The organism is Streptomyces sp. NPDC021622 (assembly GCF_040640795.1).
Classification (GTDB): domain Bacteria; phylum Actinomycetota; class Actinomycetes; order Streptomycetales; family Streptomycetaceae; genus Streptomyces.
In genome coordinates this window covers 37,989-54,963 of record NZ_JBFACK010000013.1, presented here as the reverse complement: position 1 = coordinate 54,963, position 16,975 = coordinate 37,989, and the positions used below count along the sequence as shown (strand labels likewise).

General features: G+C 68.1%; 11 protein-coding genes and 2 pseudogenes. 6 read left to right on the top strand and 7 right to left on the bottom strand.

What is annotated here, in order from left to right; genetic code table 11:
* The first annotated feature begins 505 nt into the window (after positions 1-505).
* Positions 506-655, top strand: coding sequence for a hypothetical protein (locus AB0G47_RS25215; RefSeq protein ID WP_360774027.1), 150 nt, complete (start codon positions 506-508; stop codon positions 653-655).
* A 132-nt stretch (positions 656-787) separates the two neighbouring features.
* Here the strand turns inward: AB0G47_RS25215 and AB0G47_RS25210 are convergent, their stop codons facing one another.
* The gene (locus AB0G47_RS25210; protein ID WP_360774023.1) at positions 788-3,478 is read right to left on the bottom strand and encodes an ATP/GTP-binding protein; all 2,691 of its coding nucleotides are present in this window, start codon (positions 3,476-3,478) and stop codon (positions 788-790) included.
* Between the two features lie 591 nt (positions 3,479-4,069).
* Between AB0G47_RS25210 and AB0G47_RS25205 the strand changes: the two genes are divergently transcribed.
* From AB0G47_RS25205 to AB0G47_RS25195, 3 genes are read left to right on the top strand one after another with little or no spacing between them, the layout of a single operon-like run.
* Positions 4,070-4,576: a hypothetical protein gene (locus AB0G47_RS25205; protein WP_360774020.1), complete on the top strand. Its 507-nt coding sequence runs from the start codon at positions 4,070-4,072 to the stop codon at positions 4,574-4,576.
* A gap of 15 nt (positions 4,577-4,591) precedes the next feature.
* Positions 4,592-7,168: a hypothetical protein gene (locus tag AB0G47_RS25200; protein WP_360774017.1), complete on the top strand. Its 2,577-nt coding sequence runs from the start codon at positions 4,592-4,594 to the stop codon at positions 7,166-7,168.
* Complete coding sequence (locus AB0G47_RS25195) at positions 7,165-7,944, top strand: hypothetical protein (protein WP_360774014.1); 780 nt, start codon at positions 7,165-7,167, stop codon at positions 7,942-7,944. The genes AB0G47_RS25200 and AB0G47_RS25195 overlap by 4 nt, the downstream gene beginning before the upstream one ends.
* 647 nt (positions 7,945-8,591) lie before the next feature.
* On the opposite strand, the pseudogene AB0G47_RS25190 reads toward AB0G47_RS25195, so the two are convergent.
* The 6 genes and pseudogenes from AB0G47_RS25190 to AB0G47_RS25165 all read right to left on the bottom strand — a co-directional run.
* Positions 8,592-9,046, bottom strand: a pseudogene (locus AB0G47_RS25190) (transposase family protein); the annotation flags it as partial.
* Positions 9,047-9,049: 3 nt separating this feature from the next.
* Complete coding sequence (locus AB0G47_RS25185) at positions 9,050-9,781, bottom strand: DUF6082 family protein (protein ID WP_360774011.1); 732 nt, start codon at positions 9,779-9,781, stop codon at positions 9,050-9,052.
* Positions 9,782-10,942: 1,161 nt separating this feature from the next.
* Positions 10,943-12,733, bottom strand: a complete 1,791-nt coding sequence (locus tag AB0G47_RS25180; protein WP_360774008.1) for an ABC transporter ATP-binding protein — start codon at positions 12,731-12,733, stop codon at positions 10,943-10,945.
* Positions 12,730-13,248: a lasso peptide biosynthesis B2 protein gene (locus AB0G47_RS25175; protein ID WP_360774005.1), complete on the bottom strand. Its 519-nt coding sequence runs from the start codon at positions 13,246-13,248 to the stop codon at positions 12,730-12,732. Before AB0G47_RS25175 ends, AB0G47_RS25180 begins: the two co-directional genes overlap by 4 nt.
* Positions 13,245-13,529: a PqqD family protein gene (locus AB0G47_RS25170; protein ID WP_360774002.1), complete on the bottom strand. Its 285-nt coding sequence runs from the start codon at positions 13,527-13,529 to the stop codon at positions 13,245-13,247. The genes AB0G47_RS25175 and AB0G47_RS25170 overlap by 4 nt, the downstream gene beginning before the upstream one ends.
* 5 nt (positions 13,530-13,534) lie before the next feature.
* Entirely contained in the window at positions 13,535-14,923 is a 1,389-nt protein-coding gene (locus AB0G47_RS25165) for an asparagine synthase-related protein (RefSeq protein WP_360773999.1), read from the bottom strand.
* Positions 14,924-15,629: 706 nt separating this feature from the next.
* Between AB0G47_RS25165 and AB0G47_RS25160 the strand changes: the two are divergent.
* Together AB0G47_RS25160 and AB0G47_RS25155 are read left to right on the top strand one after the other, a co-directional pair.
* Positions 15,630-15,837, top strand: a pseudogene (locus AB0G47_RS25160) (PIN domain-containing protein); the annotation flags it as partial.
* A gap of 569 nt (positions 15,838-16,406) precedes the next feature.
* Positions 16,407-16,832: an RICIN domain-containing protein gene (locus tag AB0G47_RS25155; RefSeq protein ID WP_360773996.1), complete on the top strand. Its 426-nt coding sequence runs from the start codon at positions 16,407-16,409 to the stop codon at positions 16,830-16,832.
* Positions 16,833-16,975: the final 143 nt, after the last annotated feature.

The window sequence follows — 16,975 nt, the reverse complement described above, 5'->3', positions numbered from 1 at the left end:
TGTGACTGTTTGCCGCGCCGGAGGTCGCTACGACTGGGTTCGCTGGCAAACGCCTCGATTGAATGACAGCGGTCAACTACTGTCCGTTTACAGCAAAGTTGGTCCCACGGAAGCCGGCAACCCTGCGCGGACTAACTTCGCAGTCGATGCAGTCGCGCGACACCGCTGCGCTCCGGACCCTGCGACCTGCGGCAACTGGGTGCTGGGCTGTCCTCTGGCAGGTGATCTTGACCGTTTGCCAAGTGGGCTTGATCGCCGTAGCCCTTCTCCGGATCTGCCACCGCCGACCATGCACTTTGGCTACCGTTCCAAAATGAAGTCAAGGGTCGCCGACACCGCCGAAGCTTGTAGGTGCCTTGCGAAGAACAGCATCTGCCAGGACTGCAAAGGCGAAGGGTGGGTGACACCTCTGCCTGAAGACGGGCGCCGCCGAGACGCCACCGGCAGCTGCACCTCGTGCGCTGGGCGGGGAGGCCACCGCCTGCCACACGAACCGGCGTGCCCCGTGATGCGGACGCACCCGGGGCTTGAGTACTTCGCCCCCCAGCTCATCAGTGACTCGGACGGCATCACGTTCTACAGCACCGGCGACGCTCTCGCTCGACCAGAGGTGCGGCAGCGTCTCGCGCAGATCCTGTTCGGGCCGCGTCTCTGACTACCGGGGGTTCATGCCGTGAGCAGAATCTCCCTGACAACTGACGTACAGGGGCGGCGTCACTGCCCCCTGCCAGCCAAGCCATTCGCCACAGCCTCGGCCGGACACGACGACTCCACATCGTCATAGCGGCTACGGCGCCCCGGCCGCTGGCCCTGAAATGAGCAGAGCGCGTCGGTCGATGACCAGGCTGCGCCACCGTTGGCGCACCGTCTGCTGCTCGTCGAGCCACCGTGTGCGGGAGGGGGTGTCGAGCGCGAGGCCGGCCATGAAGTGGGCGATGTCGACGTAGTAGGCGTAGTAGCCCTCTCGGGTCAGCTCACGGAGTCGGCTGATCCTGGAGGCGACGCCCGCTTGGTCGTCGCGGATGGCGTGGTGGAAGGCGCGCGCCAACTCCAGCTTGGCCTGGACGAAGAGCAGCCCCGACGTGCCGATCTCTGCCGCCAGTACCTGTGCCCGGTCCTCGACACCTGTGTCGGTGCCGGCGTCGCGTAGAAGCGCTGCGATCCGTACGTCCAGGGTCGCGGCACGCAGATCGACCTGGGCCAGGAGGTGTTCACCGAGGTCGATCTCGTCATCGATGATGGGATCGGTCGTGAAGGCGAGAGTGAAGGCACGCATGGCCTGCGACATGGCCGCCTCCCCACTCTTGCCGTGCTCATCGGCCTCCACTCGCGCCGCCCCGAATGCCTGCGCGGCCAGGGGCATATCGCCCTGCACCCAGCGCACGTCGCCGACGACGCGATGGTGCCGCCCCTCCCAGCCCAAATGCTCGGCGGCCTCAAGAGCCGTCGGGAAGTCACCGGCGAGCCGGGAGAGATGGGCGAGCCCGCGGCGGGCGTTCGGCGCAAGACGCCCGCCGCCAGCGGCGACCAGCTGCATTCCCTGCCGGGACCCCTCGGTGTGCCCAAGGTCGCGCTGGGCCTTGGCCCGGTAGTAGACGGCCATTTCGGACAGCTCCGCAGGCAGCAGGCCAGTGCCGGCGACCGCGACCAGGCGCTCCACTGTACGGGCCCGGTTCTCGTGCTGCCGGCGGGCGAGCGCGCTGAGCAACTCCACCAGTGCGTCGGCGGCCGTGGCCGCGGCGCCCTCCGCCTCAGGGCTGGCGGCCAGGTCGAGCGGCTCCCACACGGAGTCGCCGACGTACGTCCAGGCGGCCTCGATGAGCCAGCCGAGGTCAAGGCGGTAGTCGCGGGCGATGGCCAGTCCCTGCCGTAAGCAGCCCACGAGAAGCAGCCGGTCGCGGTCCGAGCCCCCGCTCCACTGCTCTCCGAGGGCGGCGAAGGCCCGGATGGCAGCCTGCTGCCAGTCGGCGGGAGACCACCGGTCGTCGGTCTGGTCGTCGGCGCCCCGGATCGTCGCGCGGATGAGGGCATGGAGGTGGTAGGGCCACAACCCGAACGGAGTCTCCCGTACGAAGGGACGCTCAACGAGCCGCAGCGCCGACGCTTGTTGAGGCAGACCCGCGGCCCGGGTCGCCAGGGTGATGTCGAAGGAGGAGAAGAGGCTGACGGAGCGCAGCACGTCACGCTCCGGGGCAGTGAGGTCGGAGAGGGTGCGCGCGATCAGCGCGGGGAAGTCGTGGTCGAAGTCCGCTGGCCGTGGGGTGCGCCCGCTGCGGCGGAGCTCCAGGAACCTCATCACGGAGAGGTCCAGGTACAGCGGCAGGCCGTGCGAGCGCTGTCCGATCACCGCGCGGATGGGGTCGCTGATGAGAGGGCGACCGTCGGCGGAGAGCCGGCGGGCGAGGTAGTCGTCGCAGTCCTCGAAGGAGAAGTCGCCGATCAGCATCTGCCGTTCGCGGCCGGGGGCGGGGAACTCCGTACGGGCCTGGGGGATGTCGTGGGCGGCCAGGCCGGGCCAGGCGGTGGGGCCGGTGAAGTCGAGCTGCCCCTGGAGAGCTTCGTCGGCCCACTGCAGGCGGGAGCGGCCGGTGATGACGAAGAAGGCGTTCGGCATCAACCACACCAGGCGCTGCAGGAGTCGCTCGAAGTCTCGGTGGGTACGGTCCCCGATCTCCTCGAAGGCGTCCAGCAAGATCACAGGCGTGACCCTCTTCGCAGCGGGTATCCTGGCCAGCTCCCAGGCGAGCAGGTGCGGGTAGTAGGAGAGGGAATCCAGATCCGGTTCGCTCTCCAGGAGGTCGGCAAGACGTGCACAGCCTGCGAGCGCACGCACCGTCTGCCGACGCTCGCGAAGCGCTCCTACGAGCGCCCCCGTCACCTGCCCGATGGCGGAGCCCACCGTGCCGGGCAGCAGCAAGCTCTGGGCGACGTCGGCGAGCGCGGACTGCATCTGCTGCGGCAGCGCCTTACCGAACCGCGCGGCCAGGCCGCCGCGGTTGAGATAGTCCTCCAGCGGATCACCCGGGTGCTGAAGCTCCCAGTAGCGGCGCAACGCCAAGTCGAAGGCAGGCAGAGGCTGGCCGAGAGCGGCCAGTGCGAGGCGGACGGAGAGCACGACCTTCTCGAAGTCGGGACTCGCCGAGCGCGCGAGATCGATCCGTACAGGCAGGATCCGCGCTCCGCCCCATACGGGGGCACCCCACTGGTCGGGGCGCTGCCCTGGGTCGGCGAGGGACGCCTCGAACTTGCGCGACAGCGTCGACTTCCCGATGCCACCGATCCCATGGAAGACCACCACGTTGTCGCGGGCGGCCTCCAGGTCCTCAGGATCAAAGGCAGGATTGTTGACCTGCCGCAGGTGCTCGGTGAGCGCGGCCACCGCGAACCCCCACTGCGCCTGGCGATTCGTGAACGCCTCCGCAGCCCTGAGCGTGCGGTCGTTCGTACTGAACAGCGCTCGTAGATCCCGACCTGCCACACCAACCCCCTCAACGAAGATCACCTAGAGCTAACTTATGCGCAGCCCAGACCTGTTGGAGAAGCGTCACCGAAGACACCCCCGCCCGCACCAGTGCGCACCGCGACCAGACGTGAACGGGCGGCGCCACGGGGAGGGAGCAGGGTTAGGGCTTGTCCGTCGACCTGAGCCGCCGCGGCGGGCAGTCAGGCGAACCGGCGCTCTGATCACTTGCGTCAGCGTCAGTCGCCCCATCTGACCCGACGCATCAGGCCAGCCCGATATCTCACGAGGGCATGGCGGAGTCGGGTACCCCTTTGCCGCATTTCGGCCACGCCAGGAGGCTCGCATGCGGGCAATTCCGCAGGATTCCGGCTGGAAGTGCGCCTGCCATATGCGCGCCAGCCGGGCACCATCGGACCGCGCCCACGTCAAGGGCATCGCACACACGAACGCCCAGAGTATTTGGGACAACACCTTGGGCGACCGGAACACTCCTTCTCTCTGAGTGACAGCGACCGTACCGTCAGTCAGGTTTTGCGCCAGCGCGTACGCAGCAGGACGCGCAATCAACGGGGAGGGCATACATCCGTGGATCCACTGACGTTTCCGATGCTCGTCGGCACCGCGCTCACTGAGGCGGTCAAGTTCCTGTTCGACCGGGCCGGAGCGGTCCTCGATCGGCGCGCAGGTCGGGTGCCCATAGAGGAGCCGGAGCAAGTCGAAGGGCAGGTCGGGTCGTTGACCGTCCGTCCAGCTGAACTGTCCTCTGCACGGATCGAGCGCATCACTGAGGCCCGCGGAGCACTCCAGGTGTATCTGACACGTCCGGCGCTGCTGCAGGGAGACGACGCGGGGCTCAGGGAACTGCTGGGTGCGCTGCGTCTGGACTTGGAGGAGATCTACGGACGGCAACTGTCCTTCGGCGACGAGGAGGAGCGTCCTGCGCGCCCGGGAGTTTCCGTCACACAGCGCACGGAACAACTCGCCGGCCACCAGGTCGGCGTCCGTGCGCAGGGCATCTCTCAGACGGGCCGCGTACGTGTGGACCAGTCCGCGAAGGTCATTGAGGCGTCGGCGGAACAGGTCGGCGCCGAGATCGACGGAACCATCGGCTGAGAGGCGACGCGACCGATGGCTCTCGACGACGAACAGGGCTTCGCCCAGCAGCCCGATCCGGCTCCCGGAGATCCGCACAGCACCGCCGAAGATTCGCGCGCGTATCCAGCACTGCTCGACCGTCGCTACACGGACGGAGAACACACCAACCACGCCGAGCGCCCCGGCAGCTCCGCCAGCGCACCAACGACAGACTCGGCGGCCAACATCGAGTCACCAGAGGGCTCTCGCCCTGACGTGGCGACAGCGGCGGACTCACAGTCAGGGTCCGCACTCACGTCGTATCCCCCTGCCCCAGACGGCCCACCGAACAGCCCGGAGCCTGCGGCACATCGAGAAACCGAAAGGGGCAGGACCGCACCGCCATCCCCCGAAGCGATCGAGGCCGTCGGGCAGGCGGCCACGCTCCAGCGCGCGTTAATCAACCTGGGCGAGATGATCGGCACGAAGTACGTGTTCGAGCAGACTCTGGACGCCGACGCGCCCATCGACGCCGAGTATTTGGCGGTCATCCGCAAGGTTTACGCCGAGCCCCGCTCCGAAGACACAGACCGGACCCGCAGTCCCTTCACCCAGGCCCTCGAGGCCCTGCGACCTTCAGGCTCCGTACTGGTCATCAACCGCCCACCGAACAGCAGTAGAACCACAACCGCGTACGCCCTACTCGACCAGCTCGTGGAAGAAGGCTTGATCACAGAAGTGCGCCCGCTCTCCTTCGGCGGCTCGCAGCACTTCCCCGCACGACGCCTTCCTCATGACCACCGGTGCGGATTTCTACTTGAACTCCCACCGGACGAAGACGGCTTCCAGGTAGCCGACACGTTCGGCTCCGGTCTGGGCAAGCTCGGCGAACGGCTGGCCCGTCGGGACAACCGACTCATCGTCCTCACCCGCCCGGAACAGTGGCGAAGGATCAGCCTCGGCACACCGCCGGGCATCACGCCGGATCTGGGCGAGATCCACCCCCACGACATCGCCACCCGCTGGCTGCTGGCGCAGGAGCCGTCGTTCCCCGTCAGTTCCTGGCTCGGCAGCACCGGCATACGCCGCCTCATCGGCGGCATGACGCCCACAGACATCTTGAACGTCACTCCTCTCATGCTCGATGAGCACCGGAGGGCCGAACGGCTCGCGGCCGATGATCTCTCGGACGTAGCCCGGGAATCGGCGCAGCAGACTTCTGCCGAGCGGCGCATCTCCCTCGACGAGCAGATCGCCAATGTCGTGGCCGTCCTCAGCAACTGGGAGGAGGCGCTCTACGAGTGGCACGAACCAGAAGGCCGCGTCCGGACCAGCTTCGAACGGAACTTCCTCCTGACAGCAGCGGTCCTGCGCGGCGACCCGGTGGGCCATGTGTACGCCAAGGCCGCGGAGTTGACCGACACACTCGACAAACGCGACACCCCTGTCCCCGTCCACGGGCAACAGGCCCCGGGCGTGATCGCCATGACCAAGGCCATCAAGGCGCGGCGCGAGGAGGACGGGACCCTCCACTTCAATCGCCCTCACTGGGATGACGCCGCGATCGAGTACTTCTGGAACGACCGTCCCCTTGCCCGCACCTCCTTCTTGAAGTGGCTCGCCCAAGTCCCCATCGACGACACAGGAACGAACAAGGAAGCCCTGGAGACCATCACCAAGGACGCCCGCCGTGCCTTGGCAGGCCGCATCGGTGAGTTCGCGCTGCGCTGGGCCGTACGCCATCGCAGACAAGATCCGTTAGAGGCGATCGTCACGGCGTGGTACGCCCACGGCACGGACAAAGAACTGTGGCCCTTGGCTGTGAAGTTGCTCGACAACGCGGCGATTCACGCAGCCAGCGCTCCATACGTGCACTCACTGTTGCTGTCTTGGGCCAAGCGCAAGGATCCCTCCCTCCAGCAGGCCGTCGTCGAGGTCTGCACCGGACAGTTCGGGCGGCGTCACACCGGAAAGGCGCTACGCCGCCTGAAGCGCGTGGCCAACAGTGGGCTGCCGGAGGTCGTGGACAGCCTGCGCGAAGCGATCCAGGTGCTGTGGGCGGACGCCTCCGTCCGGAAGACGCTCTTCGGGTACGTCGTCGATTGGTGCGGTGACGAGAAGATTCGGGACACCGTGGGCCACCGTACGTTCACGGCTCTCGCCGCGTCGTCTTCGCCAGAATCCGACCGAGTGCCGCTGGTGCTCCACAGCGACACCACGCCGGACGCCGACGAAGAGGAAGACTTCCGCCCTCCAGTCGCCGGCCTTGTCACCGGGTGGCGCACTCTCCTGCGTCAGGCGAACGGAGCGGCAGGAGATCGCGAACTCGACCGCGCCATCTTCCTGTGGCTCGATGCAGCCCTTGAGCGGCCGCCTCTGCGACCGATCATCCTCGACACCCTTCGCCGGGCCGTGGACGTCCGTGGTCCTGAGGGCCCGACCCTGCGCGAGGCCCTGCGTACCTGCTCACAGGTATGGGTCCAGAGTGAAGACCGCCCGTACTCGCCCGACCGGGCAAACCTGAAGCTCGAACTCTCCTCCCTCCTCGACGCCGACCTCGCCAAGGTCCAGCAGCTCCTGCTGCAGGAACACCCCGAGGCAGACAAGTCAGAGGAGCCCGAAGCCGCATGAAGCGCCGCCCCGCGCCCGAAAGCACCCCCCAGTCGGACGGCGCCACTTGGGTCTCCACCTTCTCCGACCGACCGCGCAGCGCAGACCCGACGCTCCACTTCTGCGCACATGTCCGAGCGACCTGGCGGCGCCGTGACGACACCAACATCCCTGCGGCCCCGTACGCAGTCGGGCAACTCGTCAGGACCGTGATAGATGAGGCAGCCGCCGCCTGCGATGTCCTCCGTCCAGACGCCGCCGAGCAGGACATCGGCACCGCACTCGCCAAAGCCCTGCCTCTCGGCGGCGCGAGTGTGATCGTCGTGCACGCCACCGTGAAGATCGACGTGGATGAATCAACCCGGAACGCCGCGCTCGCCGCCGAACAACTGCACCAGAACCATCACCGCCAGAAAGAGCTGCTGCACCGCGAGCTCGAACTAGATGAGCTGGCCCGTCGCCAGACCCGAGCCCGCGAGGAATTCCTCCAAGACCGCATCCTCGCCAACCCCGCCACCGCCCGGCTCTACGCAGCTCTGGAAGGCTCGGCCGAGCACTGGCCCCGACTGGGCGGGCCACCGGCCGGTACAGACCTCGAAGAACTGGTCCGCACAGTCAGACAGTGGCAACCCGGACAGCAGTGGGTCGTTGTCGCTCAGGTGATCCACGATTTCGTCAGCAAGTTGACCCCCGAGGGCTGCAAGGAACTACTCGTCCTACTCGCAGGCACCGTCAGGGCATTCGGCGACGAGGACGCCGCCCGTGCCCTCACCGCCATCGCCGGCGAGTTCCAGTGAAGGTGATGCTCCTGCGCTGGCTTCTCGATCCCGTCACCAGCTTGCTGGCGGTGCGGCTCCGTGCCCAGAACCACGGCCGTATGTCGTACGAGGCAGCCTGGCGACTGGCCCGCGTCACCCGGCACCCCGACGAAATGGGGTATCGCCTGTACGGCCATCTCCCAGAGGACCCCACGGAGGTGACCGAGCCACCATGACCACAGCCGGTGTTCCCCAACCTCCCAATGTGAACCTGACTGCGGGGCAGTCGGCCCCCTCGCCACCTGAGTCGGCGGCATCTGCAAACTCGCGCCAGCAATCGTTGCCAAGACGCACCCGAAACACTGCGGCCTTCCGCCCCTGGGAGAAATCTGGGAGATGATCTTCCTCCGGAGGCCAGCCAAGACCCCGCCACACCACCTCAGACCAATCCCCTGACCTGCACGTTTACAAGATCCACAGGTGTCGATCTTGCCCGAACCTCATTCGGGACGAAGAGGTCGTGGGTTCAAATCCCGCCACCCCGACAGCTGAAACAGCAGGTCAGGCCCGGTTTCCAGAAATGGGAACCGGGCCTGACTCGTTCTCTGGGGCCGTCTGGGGAGTGAGCGGGGAGTGGATCAAGGAAATCTACTCCCCAGCGCCTGAGCTCCAGCACCCGTGCGTCATGCCTTGCAGTCGTTGCGGTTGCCCGGCAGTGGTCGGCCCACCACGATCACCCGTCGGGTAACGGCGTCGATGACGACCTGATGGTTGGTGGAGTATCGGTAATTCTTCGACTGCTCGGCTACCTAGTGGTCGCGGGTGGGCACCAGAGTGCCGTCCACGATCAGCACGGTGTCCTTGGCGAACCGGCGCCGCGGCTGCAAGGACATCAGCGGGCCGAGCTGACGATGATCCGGTCCGCCGCCGACTTCGAGACGCCGAACAGCGGAGCCAGCTGGCGCATCGTCAAGTTCGTACGCCAGTAGGCCGCGCCCAGCAGCACCCGGTCCTCCAGGGCCAGACTCCAGGGTCGTCCCCGGCGAACCGTGTCGGCGCCCTGACGCCGCAGCGCGGCCACCAACTTGGCGAACTGACGCGTACTCAATCCGGAGAACGGGCTTACCCGCGGTCGACGCAGCCCCTAGCGTCGGCGGCGCAGCAGCGATCCGAGCGCCAAGCCGGTGCCCAAACCGATCAGAGCGCCGACCGAGGTCCGCCAGGCGGGCGACGCCCCCGCGACGGGCACAGTAGGCGGGCTGGGAGCAATGGGCGAGCGAGTCGGCGGTCCGGAAGCGACCGCGCGAGCATGCTCCTCGCCCACGATGGCCAGGAAGCGACGACCGACGCGGCTTCCGGACGAACTGGCGATCCACGAGGTGTGAGCCCTGCTCCAGTAGTGCCGCCCAGCCTCTCCGGTGAACATCCCGGCCAGCATGTCCCGCAGCAAACTCTCGCGAATGGTCCCGATCTCGAAGCCCATCCACGCGTAGTTCATCATGAGGTCGGCATAGACATGCCGCTTCTGCTCGTGAGGATCGGCAATGTCCGTGGCGCCCCAAACAGGCTGGAAGAGCGCCATGTCGTCAAGTTCCAGGCGGACCAACTCAAGGTAGTAGCTGCGGATCCCCTGGACCTGGTCCGCCCTGGCCTGCCGGTTCTGCACGATCAGGGAAACGGCGACGCCAGCCAACGCCAATGCCGAGACGATCGCCGACGTGAATCCGTAGGCCGCGCCGATCTGACTCAGCCTGTTCCAGTCCACGCCCTCGGAGCCCGAGATCTCCTCCAGCGCGAGAGGCGACAACAGGACCACCGTCAGCGCAACCGTCGCAGCGGCGACCAGCCCCAGAACTCTGCCTGCTCGGCGAGCCACCGATGCTGCATTCGCAGACCCATGACGAAGTATCAGGTCAATCACCCCCAGGCGAGCCTGCCCCAGTGACTAGGCCGAGCCTGGAGCAGCCTACTTCCAGCCGACGTGCCCGACATCGCTCGTCTCCGCTGCCTCACCCTCGCCGGATAGGTGGGCGGTCCCCTGCCGGACCGACCACAGCCGCGTCAATCCGAAGATCATTTACGGGACAGCCTTTAGCCCTGATCCTTGTCATGCCAGATGCATGCCAGATCGTGCGGGGAACCACGGGGAGCGCCTACCTCGGTGACACCGACTTCGCCGCACTCGACCCCGAAGCGCTGGAGAGCGGCTTCCAGGTGGCGCCCGAAGGCAACGCCCGCCAGGCCGAGTTCACCCTCGACAACAAGTACGTCATCGGCGCCGACGAGGACTTCGGGCCGTACGCGCTCACCGCCCGCAACCTCACCGACAACACCGAGATCACGGCGAGCCAGGGCAGCAACACCATGCGCCTGGAAGAGGGGCAGACCATCACCGGCGACTCCGTCTTCGCGGGCCGCGCCTGCATTGGCACGGACGCCTGCGACCAGACCCTCGGCATGAGCGTCGAGGGCGACATCCCGACCTTCGGCGTCGCACCGCGCGGCCAGGGCTTCGCCCTCTTCGGCCACCCCTACGACGACGCGGCCTGCCTGGCCGGAACGGGCCCCGCGCAGCTGCCGGTGGCGCTCGGCGCCAAGGGCGACCGGCTGACCTTCTCGTCGTACTTCGACGGCTTGGGCTACGCGCACCTCTACCGCAACCAGAGCGGCAAGCTCACTGAGCTGGACACCTACGCCGTTCCCAAGGCGCACGACCCGGCCTACGCGTCGGACTCCGGCGACCTGTCCATCCACGAGGTGGCCGTCTCCGAGAAGCGCGCCGACCTGCTCCACTTCTCGTACTACGCGGCCGGGCTGCGCGTCGCGAAGATCATCGGCGACAAGATCGTCGAGGGGGGCACTACCTCCGACCGCGACCACGGGCTCTACATCTTCGAGTACACCGGAGGGCTGTCGCGTTGTGACGTTGGCAGCGGGGAGCTGCGGCCGGGGCTCGCCGCGGCGAAGACAAGCGGACGATCGCGGCCATGCCCCGCATGGCTGGACGAGCAGACAGACGGACGCACCGAACCAGCCACTATCCGGAGAGGACGTCCCCCGTCTCCTGGGCGCGTGCCAGGAAGCGGTAATGCTCGTTGCTGCGCAGCAGTTCGTCGTGGGTGCCGGTGGCGACGACCCGGCCGCCGTCCAGGACCACGACGAGGTCGGCGGCGCGGATCGTCGAGTATCGGTGGGCGATGACCAGCAGGGCGCATTCGTGGGTGATCCGTCGGATCGAGCGGCGCAGGGCGGCCTCGTTGAGCGCGTCCAGGTGGGCCGTCGGCTCGTCGAGGAGCAGCAGGGCCGGCCCGGTGAGCAGTGAGCGGGCGAGTGCGACGCGCTGGCGCTCGCCGCCGGACAGGGCCATGCCGTGTTCCCCGGCCGGCGTGTCCAGTCCGTACGGCGACCGGGCGACCACTTCGGAGAGCTGTGCCAGCTCTATCACCCGGTCCAGTTCGGCCGGGTCCGCGCCGGGTGCGGCGTACAGCAGGTTCTCGCGCAGCGTGCCGTACAGCACTGGCGCATGCTGCTCCACCAGGCCGATCCGTGCGCGATGTTCGGCCGGACCCAGGGTGCGGATGTCCCGGCCCTCGAACAGAACGCGGCCCGCATCGGGGTCGTAGAAGCGCTCCGCCAGCGCGAAGACGGTCGACTTGCCGGCGCCGGAGCTGCCGATCAGGGCGACGTGGCCACGCCGCGGAACCGTGAAGGAGACCCCGCGGAGCACCGGGCGGCCCGGCTCGTAGTGGAACTGGACGTCCTGGAATTCCAGTACGGGGGCCACGGGGACATCGTGTGCCGACCTCGCGGGCAGGCGCTCGGGTTCGGGTCCCGTTTCGCCCGGCAGGTCGAGGACCTCGGTGATGCGCCGCAGCGCGCCAAGGCCCTGGCGCATGGTGCTCAGCGCCTGGAAGACCGCGGCGACCGGGGACATCAGATAGAGCATGTAGAGGAGGAACGCGGCCAGATCGGCGACCGAGCCGTCCCGGCCGGCGACCCGTATGCCGCCGATCAGCAGCACCAGCAGGAAGGACCCGTTGATGGTGAGAGTGATCGCCGGGGCGACCACCGCGTCGAGGGCACCGACCCGCACGCTCTGGCGGTACGCCGACCGGGCCTCAGCCCCGATCCGCAGCGTCTCGCGCTCCTCGGCACGGCTGGCGCGCACGGTGCGGATGGCGCTCAGCGCGCGCTCCAGTTCGGCGGTCATGGCTCCGGTGGCCTGCTGGGCATGGAGCGAAGCCCGCTCGATCCCGCGCAGCACCGACGCCACCGCCACCGAGCCGAGTGCGATCACGGCGAGCACGATCAGGAACAGCACCCAGTCGAGCCACACCATCAGCACCACGACGCCGACGAGCCCGACGCTGCCGGTCACCGCGTCCGTGAAGCCCTCGGAGACCAGCAGCCGTAGCGCGGTGCTGTCGGCGGCCGTCCTGGCGATGAGGTCGCCGGTGCGCCTGCGGTCGTACGTGCGCATGGGCAGCCGGAGCAGGTGGGCGATGAGGTCGAGGCGCAGGCCCAGTACGACGCCTTCTCCGGTGCGGGTGAGCACGTAGCGCGCCACCGCCTGTACGACGGCCTGCGCGAGGAAGAGCACGACCAGCAGGCCGATGGCACCGGCAGTCGCGGTGCCCGCGCTCGCCGCCTCGATGACCCGCTTGACCACCAGGGGCTGGGCCAGGGCGAACGCGGAGCCTGCCGTGGCCAGCGCCGCGGCCAGGGAGATCCTGCGGCCCTGGCCGCGCAGGACGCGCCGGACCTCCTGCGCGGCCGTGCGGCGTCCGCCGCGGGGCGGCCTGGCCGGTGAATGCCGGGGGTGCCTCATGCGGTGCTCCCCGGATTCCCCGCCTCCACTCTCCGTACCTCCTCGGAACCGATGCGCTGCAGCTCGGTGAAGCCGGCCTTGAGTCCCGGGATGTCGCCCAGCACCTCGTCGTACAGCTCCGCCCAGGCGTGGAAGGCGAAGCGTCCGCCGATCGACGAGCGCTGCCGGGCCACGACGACCTCGGCGGGGAGCCCGAGCGTGGTGAGGTAGGTGACGAGCGCGTACGAGCGGGGCAGGCACAGCGCGTTGGGGTCGGCCAGCCGCAGCCAGGTGAGACAGGGCAGCACCTCTCGGCGGGCGAGCCGGACCGCCTCCGCCGGCTCCAACCGGGCGCGGCTCGCGGGCCGCAGGGTGCGCAGATACCGCTGGGCGTCGGGCCAGCCGCGCCGCCGGAGCAGGCGCGCGGCGCGGACCGTGCGTACGGCGGCGAGCAGCCTTGCCCGCCGGGGCGCGCGGGGCGGCAGCGGCCCGGGGTCGCGGAGCAGGAACTCCCAGTCGGCGGTGGGGTCGTTCATGGCGTCGCGGTGGAATCAGTGCCGGGCTCGGCGAGGCGGTTCTCGGTGAGCCGGCCGGTGAGCGTGGCGAGGCCGTCGCGGAGCGTGGTGTCGGTGGCGTCGATGCGCTCACCAAGGTGTCGTACGGCCTCCTCGGTGGTGTCGTACCGGAGTGCGGCCTGCAGCATCAGAGTGGCTACGGGGTTCAGCTCGTAGTAGGCGCCCCCCGCGCCGTCGAGCAGCACGCCGGTGCCGTCGGCGGGGTCGAAGGCGGTCTGCTCGGTGAGCCGGAGCAGCGGCATGGCGGTCACCTCCGGTCGTCCGCCGCCGACGGCATACGGGGGCGGCGGCGGAGTCGTGCTTCGAGGTCGCGCAGGAAGAGCTCGACCATGGCGGAACAGAGCAGGTTCTCGGCGTTGCGGCGCAGTGCCCCCGGGTCCGCGAGCACCTTGTCCAGGCGCCGCGGGTCGACGACGCCCAGCGCGGTCAGCCGGGCGTCGGGGGCGCCGAGGATCCGGGCGAGCGCCTCCGGATGGCGCAGGCACCAGGTCTCGTCGGGCGAGCCCAGCCAGGTCCGCCCGTGGTGGCGCCAGATGTCGGGCGGCAGCCGGTGGGCGGCGGCCAGCCGCAGGACGGGCTTGTCGATGGTGCGCCCCGCGTGCGGGATCAGACGGTAGGCGTCGGGCAGCCCGGCCGCGAGGCGGCGCAGCAGCCGGCCGCCGAGGGGTTTGGCCAAGTGGATGCCACGCGGGCGCCACAGGGCGAGGTTCAGGGTGTGTTCCTGGGGTGCGAAGTCCAGGTCGTACGGTTCGGGGGCCGCGTCGGGCACCGGGACGAGGAAGTCGCTGCCGAGTTCGACCTCGGCGAGCGCCTCGGGGTCGGCGTACAGGGAGTACGAGGGCCGGGCACTGCGCAGGATGCGGCTCAGTTCCCAGCGGGTGCCGAGCAGTCCACGCAGCATCCGCCACTTCTCGTACGGCTCCACGTCACCCGCGAGGATGTCGTGCAGCCCGTACCGCAGCGGACCGAAGAGCGTGTCCCCCTCCAGGCCCGACAGGAGCACGCGCACCCCGTCCGCCGCGATCCGGTCGGCGACGCGCTCCAGGGAGCGCGGCCAGACGTGGTTGAAGGGGTGCGGGAAGTCGCACCTGGTGGAGAAGTAGTCGTCGTCGGTGGTGCGCGGGACGGTCACCAGGGGGACGGCCAGGTGCCGGCATACCTGGCGCGCGTACGAGGACTCGTCGGCGGACGGGTCGTCCGTGCCCATGTGGTACGCCGTGACGTCGGCGCCGTGCTCGGCGAGCGCCGCCAGGACGGTGGCCGAGTCGATGCCGCCGGAGAGCAGGATGCCGATCCGGCCGCCGGTGCAGGGGCGGGTCTCCTCCAGCAGCAGGTCGTAGGTGAGGCGGGCGTACTCGCGCAGGGTGGTGCGGTGCGGCAGTTCCAGGGGCGTGGCACATTCGTAGGTCTCGGTCCGGGTGGAACGGGGGCCGAGGGCGGTGAACTGCCCGGGGCGCAGCAGCCCGAGCCCCGGATAGAGGAAGACGTCCTCGCCTCGGCAACTCCGCCAGAGGCTCTCCCGGTCGAAGTCCGGCAGGCGTCCGTCGAACAGGTCCCTCGGGTCGGAGGACCAGGAGATACGCGTTCCGGTCCTGCGGTGGAAGATCTGGTCGGGGCTGGAAAGCCCACGGAACACGAGGACCCGCTCCGGTGTGACGACGCAGCCGGAGAGTTCCGCGGGAAGCGTCCTGAGTACGCCGGCGAGGGCTCGGTGTTGCGCTTCGGACTGCGCTTCGGCCGTCGCGCCGGCAATGCGCTGGACGAATTCCAGGGATGGACGGAATGTCAGGGGTCCGGAGAATAGGACGCGGGTTCCGTTATCGGGCTGCGGCAGGCTCTCGGGAGATCCAGGGCTCAACCATTGAAGCGAAAAACATTCTGCCGGCGGAAAGCGATCGGGAATCTCGGGAGTTCCAGTGGTTCCGAGTACGGCACGCCCCGAACACCCCACGAAGTCCACGACGAGGTGTTGGTCAGATGTGACGGCCCCTCCCCGACCGACTGTTGCGGCAGGTGAAGGGCCGGGCCGATTGCTGGTCACAGAATGTTGCCGTGCCCGAGAAGGTCAGGAACGCCGCGGCGAAGCTGCCCGGTCAGTTCCTCGATCCGCCCTAGGCAGATGACGGTCGGAGCTGTGTACTTCAGCATGGTCTCTCACCTTCTTCCCTCACTGAATAATCTAATACGGCTCGCCCCGAATATCGCGGCACAACAGGGAATGGGAAGACAAAATGAGGTTGACCATGCAATCACGACAGCCCGGGAAAAGGCGCGTAGAATGCGCGTTTATTGAGCCCGCGGAGCAAGACGAGAGACACCCTGTACCCACAGCGCGCTCTTCGGTGCCCCTCGACGACCGCGCCTGGCAGGTACAGGAGATCCTCACCCAGCACGGACAGCACCGCAGCGCCGGGGGCCGTCGACCTCGTGGTGGCCGCCACGGCCGAATTGCAGGGACTGACTCTCCTGCACCGCGACCGGGACTTCGAGTGCATCGCCGCCGCCACCGGCCAGGCACTCCAGTGGTGCGGCCCGGAAGCCGGCAAGTGAGCCAGGCGGGCGAATGCTTCGCCGGAGGGTTGTGCAATGGCGAAGCGCTCCCCGAGTAGCGATCCAACGCTGTCTCTTCTCGTCCCAGTGCAGGCCGCCATCACCACGGCTACGACGCTTGGCCATTAGGCGGCTCCCTGTTCCCCACCTGGTTCAGATCGGCGCGATAGCCCCGCCCCACCCCCTCACGAACGAGCCCCGCATCAGAGCATCACTGACCCGTCAGACACAACCTGAGGACCCGCCTCCGCCCCTGAACCCCGCAGGCTGTCTCACAACCCTCCGGCCGCACGTATCGCGACGGCATCAGCTACGCCGTGCTCGCCACCGTCTCGGCCAACTCCGCATGCCCACTGATCAATTCAAGCACCATGAGGAACAGCCGGACGGCACAGGAAGTTCAACGGGAGTTTCCATGACAATTGAAAGACGGGCGTGCGGGCTCTCGGACGGTGTCTCGAATTCATGGGCGCGTAAGACTGATAACCGGCTTCTTCAGTCGATGCCCACCGCGGCTGGTATGTGTGAGCCGCACAGCAAGAGCAACACCGATTCCGAAAGGAACGACCGTGCCCCGAGCAGCCAAGGAACTGACCGTCTCCATCCAGGTGTTCTCGGACGACACCAACCTCGACGCTTACCAGGGCGAAGTGGTGTGGACACGCGACCCCGACATGAGCTTCCAGGATTGGAAACTGCAATTAGTGAAGGAAACTCCCTCAGGTACGGGCATCTACACGATCGAGAGCACCGCGTTCCCGGGCAAGTGTCTTGAGGCCACGGCCAAGGGCGGCCCTGTAAGGCTGCAGCCCCGCAGCCCCGAGAAGCTGTCGCAGCTCTGGATGGTGGGCACCGGGATCGAGCAGACCCCCATCGAGAACAACAAGTTCAGGGCGCTCGTCCTTACGGCGCACGGCCCGGACACTGAAGTGACACTCACGGAAAAGCAGGGAGAAGCGCCGAACCAAGTCTGGACGCTCTACGAAAAGAAGTGACAGGGGCCGCAACGCGGGCAGCGTGAAGGACGGTCGGCGGCTCTTTCAGGACGAGAAACAACCGCCGGCCGCCCTATGTGCCTCGAAAATTCCGTGACGGACCGTCGGTTAGTCCGGCGGGCCATTTCGGATAGACGCAGGGG